This is a genomic window from Kaistella soli (assembly GCF_019038595.1).
Lineage (GTDB): Bacteria > Bacteroidota > Bacteroidia > Flavobacteriales > Weeksellaceae > Kaistella > Kaistella soli.
On sequence record NZ_JAHOPF010000001.1, the window covers coordinates 90,350 to 108,077 of the forward strand.

General features: G+C 42.7%; 14 protein-coding genes. 6 read left to right on the forward strand and 8 right to left on the reverse strand.

Annotation, left to right across the window (positions count from 1 at the left end):
* Window positions 1–2: 2 nt before the first annotated feature.
* From KSK37_RS00430 to KSK37_RS00440, 3 genes are read left to right on the forward strand one after another with little or no spacing between them, the layout of a single operon-like run.
* On the forward strand, window positions 3–3,149 hold the full coding sequence (locus KSK37_RS00430; protein WP_217198788.1) for a type I restriction endonuclease subunit R: 3,147 nt from the start codon (window positions 3–5) through the stop codon (window positions 3,147–3,149).
* 32 nt (window positions 3,150–3,181) lie between these two features.
* Window positions 3,182–4,102 carry a COG2958 family protein gene (locus KSK37_RS00435; RefSeq protein WP_217198790.1) on the forward strand — a complete coding sequence of 307 codons (921 nt, stop codon included), beginning with the start codon at window positions 3,182–3,184 and terminating at the stop codon, window positions 4,100–4,102.
* Window positions 4,099–4,563, forward strand: coding sequence for a hypothetical protein (locus tag KSK37_RS00440; protein WP_217198792.1), 465 nt, complete (start codon window positions 4,099–4,101; stop codon window positions 4,561–4,563). The genes KSK37_RS00435 and KSK37_RS00440 overlap by 4 nt, the downstream gene beginning before the upstream one ends.
* A 42-nt stretch (window positions 4,564–4,605) precedes the next feature.
* Here KSK37_RS00440 and KSK37_RS00445 read toward each other — a convergent pair whose 3' ends face one another.
* The gene (locus KSK37_RS00445; protein WP_217198794.1) at window positions 4,606–5,016 is read right to left on the reverse strand and encodes a helix-turn-helix domain-containing protein; all 411 of its coding nucleotides are present in this window, start codon (window positions 5,014–5,016) and stop codon (window positions 4,606–4,608) included.
* A gap of 161 nt (window positions 5,017–5,177) precedes the next feature.
* On the opposite strand from KSK37_RS00445, the gene KSK37_RS00450 reads away from it, so the two are divergent.
* Window positions 5,178–5,702, forward strand: a complete 525-nt coding sequence (locus tag KSK37_RS00450) for a hypothetical protein (RefSeq protein WP_217198797.1) — start codon at window positions 5,178–5,180, stop codon at window positions 5,700–5,702.
* A gap of 44 nt (window positions 5,703–5,746) precedes the next feature.
* Here the strand turns inward: KSK37_RS00450 and KSK37_RS00455 are convergent, their stop codons facing one another.
* Window positions 5,747–7,171 carry a T9SS type A sorting domain-containing protein gene (locus KSK37_RS00455; protein WP_217198799.1) on the reverse strand — a complete coding sequence of 475 codons (1,425 nt, stop codon included), beginning with the start codon at window positions 7,169–7,171 and terminating at the stop codon, window positions 5,747–5,749.
* 283 nt (window positions 7,172–7,454) lie between these two features.
* Between KSK37_RS00455 and KSK37_RS00460 the strand changes: the two genes are divergently transcribed.
* Window positions 7,455–8,009 carry a hypothetical protein gene (locus tag KSK37_RS00460; protein WP_217198800.1) on the forward strand — a complete coding sequence of 185 codons (555 nt, stop codon included), beginning with the start codon at window positions 7,455–7,457 and terminating at the stop codon, window positions 8,007–8,009.
* A 179-nt stretch (window positions 8,010–8,188) separates the two neighbouring features.
* Entirely contained in the window at window positions 8,189–9,823 is a 1,635-nt protein-coding gene (locus tag KSK37_RS00465; protein ID WP_217198801.1) for a hypothetical protein, read from the forward strand.
* Window positions 9,824–10,989: 1,166 nt separating this feature from the next.
* Here the strand turns inward: KSK37_RS00465 and rlmF are convergent.
* The 6 genes from rlmF to KSK37_RS00495 are packed head-to-tail and all read right to left on the reverse strand — an operon-like array spanning window position 10,990 to window position 17,724.
* Window positions 10,990–11,952: a 23S rRNA (adenine(1618)-N(6))-methyltransferase RlmF gene (gene rlmF, locus KSK37_RS00470; protein ID WP_217198802.1), complete on the reverse strand. Its 963-nt coding sequence runs from the start codon at window positions 11,950–11,952 to the stop codon at window positions 10,990–10,992.
* A gap of 28 nt (window positions 11,953–11,980) precedes the next feature.
* Window positions 11,981–12,367: a response regulator gene (locus KSK37_RS00475; protein WP_217198803.1), complete on the reverse strand. Its 387-nt coding sequence runs from the start codon at window positions 12,365–12,367 to the stop codon at window positions 11,981–11,983.
* Window positions 12,364–12,930 carry a chemotaxis protein CheB gene (locus KSK37_RS00480; protein ID WP_217198804.1) on the reverse strand — a complete coding sequence of 189 codons (567 nt, stop codon included), beginning with the start codon at window positions 12,928–12,930 and terminating at the stop codon, window positions 12,364–12,366. Before KSK37_RS00480 ends, KSK37_RS00475 begins: the two co-directional genes overlap by 4 nt.
* 1 nt (window position 12,931) lies before the next feature.
* Window positions 12,932–13,750: a CheR family methyltransferase gene (locus tag KSK37_RS00485; protein ID WP_217198805.1), complete on the reverse strand. Its 819-nt coding sequence runs from the start codon at window positions 13,748–13,750 to the stop codon at window positions 12,932–12,934.
* A 3-nt stretch (window positions 13,751–13,753) separates the two neighbouring features.
* Complete coding sequence (locus KSK37_RS00490; protein WP_217198806.1) at window positions 13,754–14,128, reverse strand: response regulator; 375 nt, start codon at window positions 14,126–14,128, stop codon at window positions 13,754–13,756.
* An 11-nt stretch (window positions 14,129–14,139) separates the two neighbouring features.
* On the reverse strand, window positions 14,140–17,724 hold the full coding sequence (locus KSK37_RS00495; RefSeq protein WP_217198807.1) for a response regulator: 3,585 nt from the start codon (window positions 17,722–17,724) through the stop codon (window positions 14,140–14,142).
* Between the last annotated feature and the right edge of the window lie 4 nt (window positions 17,725–17,728).

The following is a 17,728-nucleotide window of genomic DNA, read 5'->3' on the forward strand; positions in this document are numbered from 1 at the left end:
AAATGAAATACACCGAATCCCAATTAGAAAAATCATTTATCCATCTTCTGAAAGAAGAAGGCTATGCGTACGTGAATGGAAAAGATTTAGTTCGGGCATCGCATCAAGAGGTTTTGATTCGGGAAGATTTGAGTGATTTTCTGCTGTCGCGTTATCCTGATTTGGAAACGATAGAATTGGAAACCCTTATCAATGAACTAGCATATCAACCTGCTTCCAATCTCTACGACAGCAATAAATACATTGGTAAACTCTTGGCAGACGGTCTGATTTTTAAGCGACACAATCCTGTAAAAAAAGATTTGCACATCCGCTATATTGATATTGATGAAACCAGTCTTTTGAAAACCAATCGCTTTAAGATTGTGAACCAGCTGGAGATTCAGGGAAAAGAACTTCGTATTCCGGATTTGATTCTGTATATCAACGGGATTCCGGTGGTGATTTTTGAGTTTAAAACTTTGATTGAAGAAAACGTTACGATTTTTAATGCGTACGAACAATTAACCAATCGTTATAAAAGAGATATTCCGGAACTGATGAAATACAATGCGTTCTGCATCATCAGCGACGGCGTGAACAACAAAGCAGGTTCTCTGTTTGCACCGTACGATTTCTTCTATGGTTGGCATAAAATAACAGGCGAAGAAAAGAAAGCACTGACGGGCATTCATACCGCCACCTCCATCGTCCACGGAATGCTGAACAGGAAAAGACTTTGTGATATTCTGCATCATTTCATTTGGTTCCCCGATACGACTAAAAAAGAAGAAAAGATCTTGTGCCGTTATCCGCAGTATTATGCTGCCAATAAACTGTTTAGCAATATCCAAAAGCACCGTAAACCGGAAGGCGACGGAAAAGGCGGAACTTATTTTGGAGCGACAGGTTGCGGGAAAAGTTATACGATGCTTTATCTGTCGAGACTATTGATGCGATCTACGCAATTGGCAAGTCCGACCATCATTATTATCTCCGACCGTACCGATCTGGACGATCAGTTATCAAGAGATTTTACCAACGCCAAGGATTTTATTGGCGATGAAAATATTATCAACATAGAATCCAGAGCCGATCTTCGCACAAAACTACGGGGCAGGGAAAGTGGCGGCGTTTTTCTGACGACCGTTCAGAAATTTGCAGAGGATAGTGAGATTTTAAGTGATCGCACCAATATCATCTGTATCTCCGACGAAGCCCACCGCTCGCAGGTGAATCTGGATTTGAAAGTCCGCATCGATGAAGATGGTGTAAAAAAATCTTATGGTTTCGCCAAATACCTTCACGATTCTCTTCCCAATGCAACGTATGTTGGATTTACGGGAACGCCTATTGATAAGACATTGGATGTATTTGGTCCTGTGGTAGATTCCTACACGATGTTTGAATCGGTGGTGGATGAAATCACGGTTCGATTGGTGTATGAAGGACGTGCTGCAAAAGTCAATCTGAACCATACAAAAGTGGTTGAAATTGAACAGTATTATCAAAATGCTGTAGCAGAAGGCGCTTCGGAATACCACGTGGAAGCCAGCCAAAAAGCGATTGCCAGAATGGAAGTGATTTTGGGTGACCCCGGAAGAATTGAAGCGATTGCGCAGGATTTCATTACGCATTATGAAAAACGAATCGAGGAGAAAGCGACGGTTGCCGGAAAGATAATGTTCGTTTGTGCTTCAAGAGAAATAGCCTACAAACTATTTAAAGAAATCATCAGGCTAAGACCGGAATGGAATGAAAAAAGTCTTGCGGAAAACCTTAGCGAAAAAGAGCAGAAAGACATCAAAGCCATCGAGCGCATCAAAATGGTGATGACCAGAAACAAAGATGACGAAGAGAGTTTGTGGAATCTGCTCGGCAATAAAGAAGACCGAAAGGAACTGGATCGGCAGTTTAAACAGATCCATTCCAATTTCAAAATAGCCATTGTGGTCGATATGTGGCTCACTGGTTTTGATGTTCCGTTTTTGGACACGATTTACATTGATAAGCCCTTGCAAACGCATAACCTGATACAGACGATTTCCCGTGTAAACAGAAAGTTTGAAGGCAAAGACAAAGGTCTTGTTGTCGATTACATCGGCATCAAGAAAAATCTGAACTACGCTTTGGGATTATTTAATAACACCACTGCAGCTGATGATTTTGAAGACCTTGACAAAGCGGTGATTATTGTAAGAGACCAGTTGGATTTACTGAGACAGTTTTTCTATCAGTTTGATACCACAGATTATTTCAAAGGGTCGCCCGTTGAGCAGTTGCATTGCCTGAACCGTGCCTCAGAATTGGTGTTGCTCACAGAAAAGTCTGAAAAGTTCTTTGTGGATATCACCAAAAAACTGAAGGCAGCTTACAATCTCACTTGCGGTTCGGAAATCTTCAATGACAAAGAAACGGATGAGATTCATTTCTACTTTGCCATCAAATCGATTGTCGTAAAGCTGACCAAAGGCGAAGCTCCCGACACCGCACAGATGAATGCCAAAGTGAGCAAAATGGTTGAAGATGCCATCGTCTCGGAAGGTGTGGAAGAGATCTTTAAACTGGATGACAATAAAGCCAATGCGATTGATCTGTTTAACGATAAGTTTTTAGAAAAAATCGACGCCCTTGAATTGCCAAATACCAAGATCAAAATCCTTGAAAGATTACTGAAACAGGCGATCTCTGATTTCAAAAAAGTGAACAAAGTAAAAGGCATCGAGTTTTCGGAAAGGTTACAAAAAATCATCAACAGCTACAACGAGCGAAGCGAAGCCGACCTGCTGGATTACGATGGCATCCAAGCAGATACTTCGGAACAGATTCTCGACCTGATTCTAAAACTTCGTACTGAAATGGCTTCTTTTGAAGATCTCGGCATCAACTACGAAGAGAAAGCGTTTTACGATATTCTGGATATGATCTGTAAGCAATACGGTTTTGACTTCGACAAAGACAAAATGCTGGAACTCGCCAGAGAGATCAAAAAGATTGTAGATGACACCGCGAGATTTCCGGATTGGAGCGACAGAGACGATATCAAAGCTCAGTTGAAGATGGAAATCATTGTCAAACTTCACCAGTTCGGTTATCCACCGATTACGCAGGATGAGGTTTATAAGAATGTGCTGGAGCAGGCGGAGAATTTTAAGAGGAATAAAAATTAAGGAACAAGAATTTTTAATAAAATAACCATACAATGACTTTTTTAGAACTAGCAGAATTAGTTATAAAGGAAGAGAATAGACCTTTGACATCTAGCGAAATATGGAATCTAGCGGTAACAAAAGGATATGATAAGCAGCTAAATTCTCAAGGTAAGACACCGTGGGCCACTTTAGGTGCATTAATTTATGTAAATGCCAAAGATAATCCACGGTCAGTATTTTCAAAAACAGACACACGACCTAAAAGGTTCTATCTGAAAACTATGGAGGATCATGTTGGTCAATATGAAAATACGATTCCAGATGAGCCTATTATAAAAAAGAAGAAGTTCGATTTTCTGGAAAAAGACCTCCATAAGCATTTGACATTTTTTGCTTATTATTATATGCAATGTTATACTAAAACAATAAATCACAGCCTTTCCAGCAAAAAGGAGTTTGGTGAATGGGTTCATCCCGATATGGTAGGATGCTATTACAGAACTCAGGACTGGAAAAAAGAAGTTGGTAACTTTAGTAATGCTATTGGCATAAGGTCAATAGTTTTGTATTCTTTTGAAATTAAAAGAGAATTGAGTTTTTCTAATCTGCGTGAAAGCTTTTTTCAATGTGTATCAAATTCTTCATGGGCAAACGAATCTTATCTTGCTGCAGCAAGAATATCCGAAGATGAAGATTTTATGAAAGAACTTGAACGCCTATCTCTATCGTTTGGGATAGGGGTTATCGAATTAAATACTGAGGAACCTCATTCTTCCGCAATAATAATTCCCGCAAAACACAAAAAAGACTTTGATTTTGAAACTATGAATAAATTAGCGATGAATAGTGATTTCAAAGAATTTCTTGAAACTGTACAAATCGATTACACCAGTGGAAAAATTCATAGTAAAGAATACGATAAAGTATGTGAACTTGAAGAATTAATAAATTATAAAACTCAACATTCATGAAGAAGATGTTCACATTGCGTGGTGTTTCTAACACAGGTAAAACAACAAAGATTAAACAAATTGCACAATGGGTAATTGATAGTTATCCGATTACAAATCCACATAATATAGATACTAAGAAAGGAGAAATTTTAGGGATTCTTAAAGTAAATAAACTTTGTATTGGATTTATAAGTGCTGGTGACGATTTAGCTCAAGTCAAAAAAGTTGAGCAATTATTGTTAGATAATAAAGGTGAGAATGGTAATGGGTGTACTATTGATATAATTATTAACGCTTGCAGAACGCGTGGAGCAGGCCGTAAATATTTGGAAAGTAATTTTAATAGAAAAACAGGTTGGATAAAAACTAATTTATATGTAGAAAGATTTAGTGCATCACAATTGGCTGATATAACCTCGAGGGATTCTCAGATATTTGATGAACTTAAAAGTTGGCTAACAGGTTTAGAAAAACTTTAGTAACAAAAATAAAATCCTGAGATCACTCTCAGGATTTTCATATTATTTAATAAGTTTCTCCAATCTCCCCATCATCTCATCCTTCTCCTTCAACATCCGCTCATACAAAGCGATCTTTTCTTCGTGCAACTCAATTAATTTATCGATTGGATTGATATTGGCATTTTTAATATATAAAGAATGCATTACCGAATTATCATTGTTATTAATTGTATTAGCAATAATATTCACCGCCTGCTCCTCATCAAAATTCTGAAAAGCTTCCACAGGAATTTTCAATACCTCAGATATTTTCTTCAGTAACGGATCTTCAATTACATCTTTTTGCTCCAGCAACGATATTTTCTTTTGGTTCCAGTCCTCACCGAGATCAAAAGCCAAAGCTTCCTGCTTAATGCCCAGCATTTCTCTAAAGCGTTTCACGTTGCGTCCCTGATGTATTTTCTGTTCCATGCGTATTGTTTTTCTGAGCCCTAAAGATAAGACTATCCGTTGAAAAGTAAAGTTAAAAAATTTGAGGTTAATATCCTAATATCGGGAATATATTATCCCTTTTCAGAATAGTATAGCTGTTCATCATTCTTCAACTTCGTACCAAATTAAAGATTAAAGTGATGAAAAAGAAAAAAATAGATTTTGAAGCCAGATTTTGGTCTTCGTATGCAGGAACCTGTCCATTAAGAATAATTGACGAATTGTTTAAGAGCGATACCTTAAGTGAAACGAAAGACCGGTTATATGAACTCATGCATTTTTCCATGAAACCTGAAGTATATTTACCGAATAACCCACCCCTTGTTTTCCATTTTTATACCTCCCTGAAATCATTTTTGCGTGCGGCTTACGTCTTAAATTTAAAGCCAAAAAAAGTGAAACTGAATGCGCCTCCGGATTATGTTTCTCACGTCATGCAGGGTTCGTTATACGATGATGAATACACTGATCCGTTTTTTGTCTTCGAAAGAGCCTTTGAAAACTATTCTCTTCAGCAGTTTGAAGATTTTTTAACCGAGGTAACCTATTATGCCCTGGCTCCATACAGCGATCATCCAAAGGGAAATATCATTTCCCCGTTTTTACATCTTCAAAAAATGCTCGACGCTGCAAGAATCATCAAAGAAAGAAAAATCGAAACATAATACCGCAGAACGGTCAACGCTGATACTTCAAAATCACAGGGATTTTATTTCTTCACCATTTTACGGATAATAAGGTCTCCGGTTTTTGTGGTGAAGGTAACAAAATAAGCACCTTTGGACAGTTTCGATACCTCTGCCGATGTTCTTTTACCGGACATTTCGATTACTGCTTTTCCTGAAAGGTCCGTGATCCTCATATGGGAAATTTCTTCTGAAAAATATAGAGTTTCCCGGACGGGATTGGGATAAAGAACCATCTCGTTTTTGCCGGAATCTCCCACAGCCAGTGTGGTCCCGTTCAGACGGGCAATACGGTTTTGCGGCAGTCCCTGATAGGTGGTAAAATATCCTCCCGTCACATATTTTCCGTCAGACTGTATGGAGATGGATTCTACATTTCCAAGAGTACCGCTAAATCCTGCCCCGGTGTTAAACGCAGAATCAAGACCTCCATCGGTCTTCAACCGTGCAATACGGTTGGAGCTGCTGCCGTTATAGGTCGAAAAACCCCCTCCCAATAGGATTTTTCCGTCAGGCTGTATGGAGATGGCATTAACCGGGAAGTTAAAGCCTGTTCCGGTGCTAAAAGCGGCATCAGGGTCTCCGGCGGTGCTCAGACGCGTAAGATGGTTTTGGCTTATATTTTTATAGGTGTTAAAATAACCTCCCACCAGAATTTTCCCATCCGGCTGTAGGGCAACGGCATCGATTCTTACCGCACCGGCACTGACCCCAAATCCGGTGCCAATGTCGAATGAAGGGTCTAATATCCCACTTGCGGTCAGACGGACCAAATTCTTTTGGGTGATGATGGTGCCGGAATAGGTGAATGATCCGCCTACGAGGATTTTCCCGTCAGACTGTATCGCGATGGTATTGATATCCGAGCTGAACCGCGAACCCGGAGAAAACGAATCCAGGCTGCCGTCAGGATTCAGGCGTGCAATTTGGCTCTGTCCAGTACCGTTATATGAGCTGAACCGGCCGCCTGCCAGGATTTTTCCGTCAGATTGCAGGGCAATGGTGTTGACAAATACGAAACCACCTGCCGGAGTATTAAATCCGCTGCCTGTATTAAAGGTGGCGTCCAGACTTCCGTCGGCATTCAGGCGCGTAATGCGGTTTTGGGTAATGCCGTTATACGAGGTAAAGGTTCCCCCGGCGAGTATTTTTCCATCGGGCTGTAAAGCAAGGGTATTCACATAAACATCCCCAGCGCCGCTGAACCCCGTGCCTGTACTGAAAGAAGGATCAGGACTTCCGTCCGCGTTCAGACGGATGATTCGGTTTTGAATGCTGCCCTGATAGGACGTGAACCAGCCTGCTGCCAGAATTTTTCCGTCTGGCTGTACTGCAGTACTCATGACTGCATTATTAAATCCTGTTCCCACAACAAAGGAAGCGTCCGGATTTCCGTCTGTCTGTGACTGCGCTTTTCCGGTCAACAGAAACAGGAAAAAAACGGTCATAAAGGAAATTTTTGTCATCATCTTAAAACTTAAATTAACATTTACATCAGAAACCGTAATTCCTGTTCAGAGGCAAATATAAGAAAAGCTGGGGTTCGTTTCATATTGATTTGGTTTCGGCTTGGGCGCTGCACAGAGCGGATAGGTTTCTGTGTCATGCCCTGTCAGTTTTTTGCCGCCGCAGAAATCCAATTCCCTCCTGTCATGCGGTATAAATTATTCTCTTCAGGTATAGAATATCTTCATCTCTTAAAAGAACTTAGCAGATCATAAAAACTCATTGATGATGAAAAATAAAAAAATTCCTTTAGAACCTGGCTTTTGGACGGACGACAGTATTACGGACCCATATGAACTGATCGATGCATTTTTCGATTTCCACCACCATGACGGATATAAAAAAGTACTTCAGGAAATGATGGTATTTACGCAGAAAAAAGAAATATGCCGCAAAGAATATCCAGGTCAGATTTTCGTCCTCTACACCGCTTTCCGTTCCTTCCTGCGATCCTGTTACAGATTGCAGTCCAAAGGACACCAATGGAAAATGAAAGAGACTGAACCTGTGGAAGCCGGTTCTAAACTTTACCTTGCATCACTGACGGTAGAGGAGTATCAGGATCCCTTCGCTGTTTTTAAAAATGCATTCACGGAGAAAAGTTTGGAGGAATATGATTTTTTTCTCTGCGAAACAGTTCATTTGGCTTTGTCTCCCTACATCGATCCTTCAGGCATGGATATGATGACGCCTTTTTTCCAGTTCACCAAGATGCTGGACGCTGCGCAGCTTCTGAAGGAAAGGGGAATAGAAAAGATTATCACAAAAGATGACAGATGAGGGACGGGGGATGAGATTCTTCCTTCGTCAGAATGACAGTGAGTGGGTGATAATGAAACAGGTTACTAAAGCAAAGTAAGGTATCATATTCAAGTTAGGAATAGAATATCCCTTTTCAAACTTGAATATCCCTTTTACGTGAAAGAAATTTGTGTCGTAACCTTTAAAAATAAAACACGATGGAAACGAAACAGAAAATCAGCATTCCTTTACCGCATGAGGTCCTCAGAAATCAGATCTCCCAAACCCTTCATGAATTTTCAGTGCTTCAGCTGCATGTATTCAGTTCTGAAAAAACTTTATCTGCAGAAGTATTCATCCTGATGAAAAACCCACAGGATGCAGAAACGCTGCGGGCCAGAAAATGGATCGCAAGGGCGGCAGATGATCACATTATTATCCATATTTCTTATGTGCAGAAAGCAGAATTTCAGTTGAAATGCGGAAATCCCTTTTATCAGTATTACGCTGATCCCTCAGCAATGGTCTGGATGAATGAGGAAGTTGGTGTACCACTGAAAACGCATTCTACAAAGAAAGCGTTTAAGAAAAAACTGAATGTTTTTAAGGAGAAGTTTTATCATGACCATGACCTCCTGATGACAGAAGCCCATAAATTTCACTCCGGCGAAATGTATTCGGCTGCCTTTCAGAATTACCTGACCTTATTGGAGCATCATGTTGAATACCTCGAAAACTTATACATGGGCTGCAATTTTTTTGATCAGGATCTTCACACCAGACTGAAACAGCTGATGCGATATATTCCTGAAATTCAGAAAGTTTTTGTCATGAAAAATGAAAATACTTTTTACCTCATCGGCAAAATGGAGGAATCAGTACGTGAAGCTGAAGGCGGTGGCGAATCTGATATTTATTCAGAGCTTTATGGTGCAGTAAAATCAGCAGAAGCACAGTTGTATAAGATGGTTGCTGATAGATTCTCGCAATTCACCCATATGATTCGCTTCAATAAAAAGTCACCGCAAATAATGAACTGTTATGCGAAAGATACCGAAGTTAAAGATCATCATTTTGAGAATGTATTAAAAACCATTATCACAAAACTTGCACCGGAAGAGATTTACTTATTTCACAGAAAAGAAATATGTTCTCCAAACCCTGAAGAAAAACAATGCATCTATTATCTGCTGGTCATTGGTGACGGAATTGGAAACAGTGCTGTTCAGGATATTCAGCAGTCCGTATCTGACACGTCGAATGGCAGGACTAATATTATTATCCTTGGTCACAGCAGAATATACATACAGAATCATCTGAGTACACATCAACAGATGATGAAGCGGATGATCACCGATGAAAATAAAGTGTATCAATCAAGTAATTTCCACCCAACCATTCACTGGCAGGATTCTGTATGGGAGAATGACTGGGAATTTGATATGCAGTATCGTACTTTGAAAGACTTTGTAGCGCAGTACTTTAACCTTAGGAATCACCTGCAGAATGAGAATCACTGCGGACTTGTACAGTTATTTTCCAACAGCATAATGCGACTGTTACGAATTTACATTTATGCTGCGTTTCCCTATTATATGCCACACTACATAAGTGCATACAGTATATGGAAACTTTGTATTTATGCTGATCCGTCTCTGGAGAAAATCGAATTTTTATTTGAAAAGCTTTCCACTGATTTTTACTGGTTAATCGATTATTATATTAAATATTCAGATAGTAGGGGAAGGTCATCAGGGGAAGAATTAATAATAATGGATGAAATCCTGAACATTCTGACCGAAAAGTTAGATCATTTGGTTAAGGAGAAAAATCTTATTGCGCAAAGCACATGAAAGCAGCAGAAGTCTCTAATGGGCCAAATATCAACCCTAATCGGCTCAAAAGCGAAAGCTTCCGGTAACGGGCGAGTCTTGTCGCGTGGTAAAACAACCTTAAAATCCAACTGCTGAAGCAAAACCGCCACGACTTTTTTGCACTTTTGATCAGCTTGCTTTGAGAAAACTTTTGTGGCTTTTGCGGTTGAGGGTTTAACCACGGAGGGCGCTGAGGTTTTTACGGTGAACACAGAGGGAGTACAGAGATATTCCCATACAGCTTTTTGCACTTTTGATCAGCTTGCTGTGAGAAAACTTTTGTGACTTTGTGGTTAGATTTAACCACAAGGGGCACTAAGGTTCCACGACGAACACAATGGGAAGTGTAGAGGACGATAGCATGCAGCTTTTTTGCACTTTTGATCAGCTTGCTTTGAGAAAACTTTTGTGACTTTTGCGGTTGAGGGTTTAACCACGGAGGGCGCTGAGGTTTTTACGGTGAACACCGAGGGAGTACAGAGATATTCCCATACAGCTTTTTGTATTTTTGATCAGCTTGCTTTGATAAAACTTTTGTGACTTTTGTGGTTGAGGGATTAACCACGGAGGGCGCTGAGGTTTTTACGTTGAACACACAGAGATATTCCCGTACAGCTTTTTGTACTTTTGATCAGCTTGCTTTGAGAAAACTTTTGTGACTTTTGCGGTTAAAAAAGGCAGATCCACGGTTCGTTTTTTTATCCCGGGACAGATGGAGAGGAAACCGAAACCCGGGCATGGGGCTTCGAGAGCCTCAGCCACCATTTGGGAACCTCAGCTGCCATTTGAGACTTATGAATATATAGCCATATCAGGATTGATTGATTAATCTGTATAGTTATTTCAGGACGGGTCACATTTTGGGATGCTCCATAGATGCTTCACGGATGCTTCATGGATACTTCATGGATACTTCATGAGGTGTTCATGAAAAGAGAGGTAAGAAAATAACGAAAATAAAAGAAAGCCGGGGACTTGCCAATGCCCTTAAAAATGAAGCTTATTTGCCATATAGGCTGGCAATTCTCCCGCCTTTAGGCAGTACTGAAACCTTTTTGCTTTAGAGGTCCTCAATCTTCAATCAACTCACCGCTGCCCTCGATCTCATCCTCATCCTCAACCTCAACCTTAACCTCAGCCTCAACCTACTTCCTCCACCGCTTTTCCCGCCACTCGAGCTGCTCCTTTTTCGTAAGGTAGCTCCAGGCGATCACGCGGCTGGTTTTATTGCCTGTTCCGAGCGGGATGGTTTTTACCATCGTGATTTCCATTTCGTTCAGGGTTTTATAGATTTTTTTAAGATTGGATTCCTTGGAAACTAAGGTTGAAAACCAGTAACAGTTGGAAGCAAAATCTTTGCTTTCCCGGATCATATGATTAACAAAGGCAGATTCGCCGCCTTCATAAACCAGTTCGTTGCTCAGACCGGCAAAATTAAGTTCCGGCGTTTTTATCTTTTTTCCGGTTAGATTAGTGGCTTTTCTGTGGCTTCCTTTTTGGGCTTCCTCAGTAGAAGAATGGAATGGGGGATTACAGAAGGTCAGATCAATCTTTTCCTCAGCGGAGATCATTCCGCTGAAAAACTGAGCCGGATCTTCCTGTAACCTGCACTCTATTTTATTTTGAAGGGATGCATTGGAATCCGCGATTTTTTGGGAAGACTCGAGGGATTTCGGATCAATGTCTGAAGCAATGAAATTCCAGCCGTATTCCGTCACGCCGATGATGGGGTAGATGCAGCTGGCGCCCACCCCAATATCCAGAGCCGTAATTTTTTCACCGGTAGGAATACTCCCGAAATTGCTCTGACCTAATAAATCTGCCATATAATGCAGATAATCTGCCCTTCCCGGAATAGGAGGACAAAGGTTTTCTGCAGGGAAATCCCAGTATTCAATGCCGTAATAATGATGGAGCAAAGCTTTGTTAAGCAGTTTAACCGCTTTGGGATTCGCGAAATCTACGGATTCGGCGCCGTATCGGTTCGGAGTGATGTACTGAACCAATTCCGGTTCAGCAGCTTTCAGGGCGTCGAGGTTGTAGGGTTCGCGGTTTTTATTTCTGAGGTGAAGACGCGTCTTCTCCTGGGGTTTCTTTTCGGTGGACATGGTAATTGCTGCTATGGGCGTGGAGAATTCAGACGCCCGTATATTTTTTCACGGTAGTTTCAAAAAGGTCGATATCAAACGGTTTCGCAAGAAAATCATCTGCACCGGCTTCTGCCGCAAGCGCACTGATATTGCTGTTCGCGGAAAAATAAAGCACCGGAATGTTTTTCAGGGCTTCGTTGGATTTCAGCAGCCTCGTCGCCTCAATTCCGCTGATATCCGGCAGCCAGTTATCCATCAGGATAAGATGGGGCATATAGTCAGCCACCTGCTGTTCAACGCTGTTGGTGGAAGGTGAGGTTTTCACTTCACATCCGATGTCTTCGAGAATTTCCGTACAGAGTTCGAGAATCTCGAGGTTGTCGTCGAAAATAAATACCTTTTTGGTTTCTTTTATTGGATTTTTTTCAGTCATTTTCCTAATTTATTAATATAGTCGGGCATTTCCGCGGTGTCCAGCACCGCATCCACAGCCACATGTTCCATAGCGTATTCGGGCATAAAACTCACCACCGCCGACGACGGTTTCTGGATGAGCGCTCTGCCGCCTTTTTCTTTTACTTTTTGCAGCCCGGCAGTGCCGTCGCTGTTGGCGCCGGAAAGCAGCAAACATACCACATTTTCTCCATATACTTCTGCGGCACTTTCAAAAGTGACATCAATGGAAGGCCGTGAAAAATTGACTTTTTCAGAGGCATCCAGAGAAAGTGTTCCGTCATTTTCGATGAGCAGATGATAGTCCGGAGGGGCGATATAAAGGGTTGCGGGCAATAATTTTTCTTTTTCTTCAACTTCTTTTACCCGGAGTTGGGTCTTTGATGCTAAAAGTCCGGTCAGGATGCTGTCTTTCCCGGGTTTGCGGTGCAGCACCAGAATAATGGGAAATGCAAGCAACGGGTTGATGCCCGGCAGTACTTTCAGCAGTACGTCGAGGCTTCCGGCGGATCCGCCTATCACCAGTGCTTTACAGTTTTCCATTTTAATTTATTTTACGCCATATTTTGGCGGATTTCATTCTTTCGTAATTCTTCGAGACGGTGGAAAAGTCCAGCGTCTCTTTGGTCCCAAGGGCCAGATAACCGAATTTTTCCAGACTGTTGTCAAAAAGCTCGAAGACTTTGTTCTGCAGCGGCCTGTCAAAATAAATCAGAACATTGCGGCACAGGATCAGCTGAAACTCATTGAAAGAATTATCCGTCACGAGATTGTGCGTGGAAAAAATAATTTTCGATCTCAGCTCCTCACTGAGTTTCCCCAGAGAATAATTGGCGGCATAATAACCGGAAAAATGTTCGCTGCCGCCTGCCGCGATATAATTTTCCGTATACTGTTTTATTTTGCTCAGCGGCACCATGGCCTGAGCGGCATTTTCTACCACCGCACTGTTGATATCAGTGGCATAGATCAGCGACTTGTGAAGCAGGTTCAGCTCTTTTAAAAAGATGGCAACAGAGTAGGCTTCTTCCCCCGTGCTGCAGCCCGCAATCCAGATCCTGATCAAAGGGTAGGTGCCGAGCTTGGGAAGAACTTCTGTTCTGAGGGCTTTATAAAAAGCAGGGTCCCTGAACATCTCCGTTACATTGATGGTCACCTGTTCCAGGAAGCGTTTGAAATAGCCGGGCTCCGTTCTGATCTTATACCGGTATTCTGCAAAACTTACAAAACGGTCCAGCTCGTAAAGCCGCACAATACGGCGCTTCAGCGAGGCCCGCGAATACCCTGTAAAGTCATACCCGTAAATTTCCAGTACATCGGAAAGAAGGGTTTCGATATGTTCATCACTGTGTTCCGATTTCACGTTTTAAGGGATTAATTGTTGGAGCAGCTTCATCAGTTCATCTACATTCACCGGCTTCGAAAGATACCCGTCAGCACCTGCTTTGAGGCATTTGTCCCGGTCTCCGGTCATCGCCTGAGCGGTTACCGCGATCACCGGAATGTCTTTCAGCGACTCATTGGTTTTCATCTGGCCTATGGCTTCATAACCGTCCATTTCGGGCATCATCATGTCCATCAGCACCACGCCGATGTTTTTATTGTCCGAAAGCATCTGCAGACCCTGTCTTGCGCTGAGCGCGGAAACACACCGGTATTTCTTTGCTTTCAGGACGGCGTTGAGCGCAAAGATGTTTTTGCTGTCATCGTCAATGATAAGAATTTCCTTTTCGCTTTTCATACAGAGAGATTTTAGATTTTGTCATAGAGCCAGACTCTCAGCAGAGAAACCAACTGATCGATGTCCACAGGTTTTGAAATATAGTCGGATGCACCCACCGCAATACATTTTTCCCGGTCGCCCATCATGGCTTTCGAGGTCACCGCCAGCACGGGAAGGTTTTTATACTGATGGTCGGACCGGATCTCCCGGATGGTTTCATAGCCGTCCATTTCGGGCATCATCATGTCCATCAGCACCACATCGATAGCAGGCTCTTTTTCCAGCGCTTTCAGGGCTTCTTTACCGTCCATGGCCGGGATTACTTTCATCCCGTGGATTTCGAGGGCTTTGGTCAGCGAGAAAATATTTCTTACATCATCGTCAGCGATCAAAACGGTTTTGTCTTTCAGGATGTTTCTAAGCTCGCCTTCGTTACCTGAGCCTGATATTCTCTCATGTTTTTTCTTATTCTTTTCTTCTACCAGATGCAGGAAGAGTCCTGCTTCATCCAGAATACGCTGATACGAATAAGCGGTTTTCACCACAATGGAATCCGCGTATTTCTTGATCCGGCTTTCTTCTCCTTTGGAAAGGTTTTTTCCGGTGAACACAATGATGGGAAGCTGCTCCAGCCCTTTGTTTTGCTTGATGGTTTCAAGGGTTTCATACGCCGTTCTGTCCGGCACGCCCATGTCGAGAATTACGCAGTCGATCTCCCGGTTGTGAAGGGATTCGATGCTGTCCGAAACATTATTGGCGATGTCGGTGGTAATATTATTGGCTCTTAAGAAATAGCTTAAGGCTTTCGCATGCTGTTCATTTTCCTCTACGATCAGCACTTTTTTAGGCGACCGGTTCAGGGCGTTTTCCAGCTTGCTGAAAATTTCCTGCATCTGTTCCAGCGCAAAAGGTTTGTTGATGAAATCTACCGCACCTCTCAATAAGCTTTCCTGTTTGAATTTCATGGAAGACATGATGTGAACAGGGATCGGCTTGGTTTCCGGATTCGATTTCAGGGCTTCCATTACTTCCCAGCCATCCATTACCGGCAGCTGAATATCAAGCAGAATAGCCAGCGGTTTGTAATGCTGAGCCATTTCGATACCTGCATCTCCGCGAACCGCCACGATGACTTTATAATTTTTAGTTCTGGAAAAGTCCATAAGAATTTTCGCAAAAGCCGTGTCGTCTTCAATGATCAGAATCACTTTGTCGCCTTTCTGAATATCATCGCGGTCGTCCCCGATCTGCTGAGGAATGCGGTCGCTGATAAAACGTTCGGGCTGGGTGTTTGCTTCTTCCGCCTCGTAAACCGGAGTTTCTTCCTGTACAGGAGCGGGTAAATTCTCTGCTTCATCAATATTCACCGGAACCACAAGCGTGAATTCGCTGCCTTCGCCTTCGGTACTTTTCAGCTGAATTTCTCCGCCGAGAAGTCTTGCGAGTTCGCGGCTGATGGACAGCCCAAGTCCGGTGCCGCCGTATTTTCGCTGTGTAGAGCCGTCCGCCTGCTGGAACGCTTCAAACACCATTTTTATTTTGTCTTTAGGAATACCGATTCCGGTATCGCTGACTTTGAAAAAGACTTTTCCTTTCGCCTCATCCCCGGAAATGTGCAGCGTAATGCTTCCTTCCGAAGTGAATTTGATCGCGTTGGACAGGAGGTTTTTCAGAATCTGCTCCAGACGGAGTTTGTCCGTATGTAAATTTTTTGCCGTCTCAGCATCCGTCACGATGTTTAAGTCCAGATTCTTTTCCTTCGCCATTGGATTAAACAGCATCTGCATATCCGTCGTAATTTCGTTTAGCGGAACCTCGTGGATTTCCAGGGTCATCTTGCCGGATTCAATTTTGGACAGATCCAGAATTTCATCGATCAGCGTCAGCAAGCCCTGACCTGAACTCTGCATGACTTCAGCATATTCAACATACTGGTCATCCAGATCTTCGCTTTCGGTCATCAGTTTGGAAAGCAGGAGGATCGAGTTCAGCGGCGTACGAAGCTCGTGTGACATATTGGCGAGGAACTCCGATTTGTATTTGGTGCTTTGCTCCAGCTCGAGGGATTTCTGCTGAATATCGATATTATGCTGTTCGATCAGGGCATTTTTCTCTTCAAGCAGACTGGTTCTTTCTTCAAGTTCCTGGTTGCTCTGCATCAGCTCTTCCTGCTGAACCCTCAGTTCTTCTTCAGAAGCGAGAAGTTTTTGGGACTGTGCTTCGAGTTCGTCGTTGATATTCTCCAGCTCGGAATGCTGAGTCTGCAGTTCTTCAGACTGCGCCTGGGTTTCTTCAAGAAGTTCCTGAAGTTTAATGCGGCTTTGGGCACTGTAAAAGGCCAGTCCGATATTTCCCGCGACAGCTTGGAGAAATTCAAGCTCACGGGCAGAATAATCGTGCATGGCGCCAAGTTCAATCACCCCAAGAGGTAAATTGTACCGGGTAATGGGGAGCGCAACAATGTTTCTGGGTTTCGTGTTTCCGGTGGCGAAGCTGATGGTAACGCCGTGATCTGGAATGTCCTTCACCACGATTTGTTTTTCAGAGCGGAACGCCTCACCCGAAATGCCCTCACCGATTTTTAAAGGTTTTCTGGCGGCATCATCTGCCAGTGCATAACTTCCGGTAAGATGCAGTTTGTTGTCCTCACCCTGCAGGTAAATCGCAGCTACGTGGCTCTGGGTATTGGCCGTAAGTTCATCCAGAATATTCGCAGCCAGTTTTTCCATGCTTTTGTCTCCCATCATGCGGTCGTTGAGCTGCGCAATGGTAGAACTCAGCCATTCTTTCTCTTCCAGGGTTTTAAATGAGGTCTGAAGCGATTCGGCCATATGGTTCAGCGGACCTGCCACACTGCCCAGGGTTTCCTGAGCGTTTTGGTCCCAAAGGATATTATAATCACCGCCGGAGATTTGTGCCGCTACTTTTTCGATCGCAAGCAGGCGGTTTTCTGTTTCTTCGTTCTTTGCCTCAAGCTCCTGCGTAAGTTTTGTTTTTTCGTTGAAGTCCTGCAGGACTTTGCGGTAAAAAACCAGCGTAATGGTAATGGCCAGAAGCGCCGAAATAATGATCAGCCATGGCGTGTAGGAGGCAAACTGATCCATGGTTTCCGTGCGGGATTTCAGTATGGCCTGTTCTTCTTTCTGCATCACCGATACGGTGTTGCGGATTTCGTCCATGTATTTTTTTCCGCTCAGCAGCTGCTCAGGCTTTAGGGTGTTATGCTCTTTTTTGTAGTTCAGATTTCGGTCCAGAATATCGATTCTCGAGTCAATACTGCGCTGCAGTTTTTCCAGATTTTTGCTCTGAGTATGGGTGTTGGTCACTTCGGCAGATAATGCGTTGATGCCTTCTGATATTTGTTCTTTTGCATTATTATAGGGCTCCAGAAACCGAAGATCTCCGCTTAGCAGATAACCGCGCTGTCCGGTTTCAGCATCTTTTACCAGCGAAAAAACATGATCCAGATCCTGAATGATCCGGTTGCTGTTTTTCACCATCGAAGCACTGTCGATCAGGTTTTTAATACTGATATACGATGCCATCGAGCTTATAAATAAAAGGACCAAAGACAGTCCCAGTCCGTAAAGAAGATTATTTTTAAAATTCATCATTGTT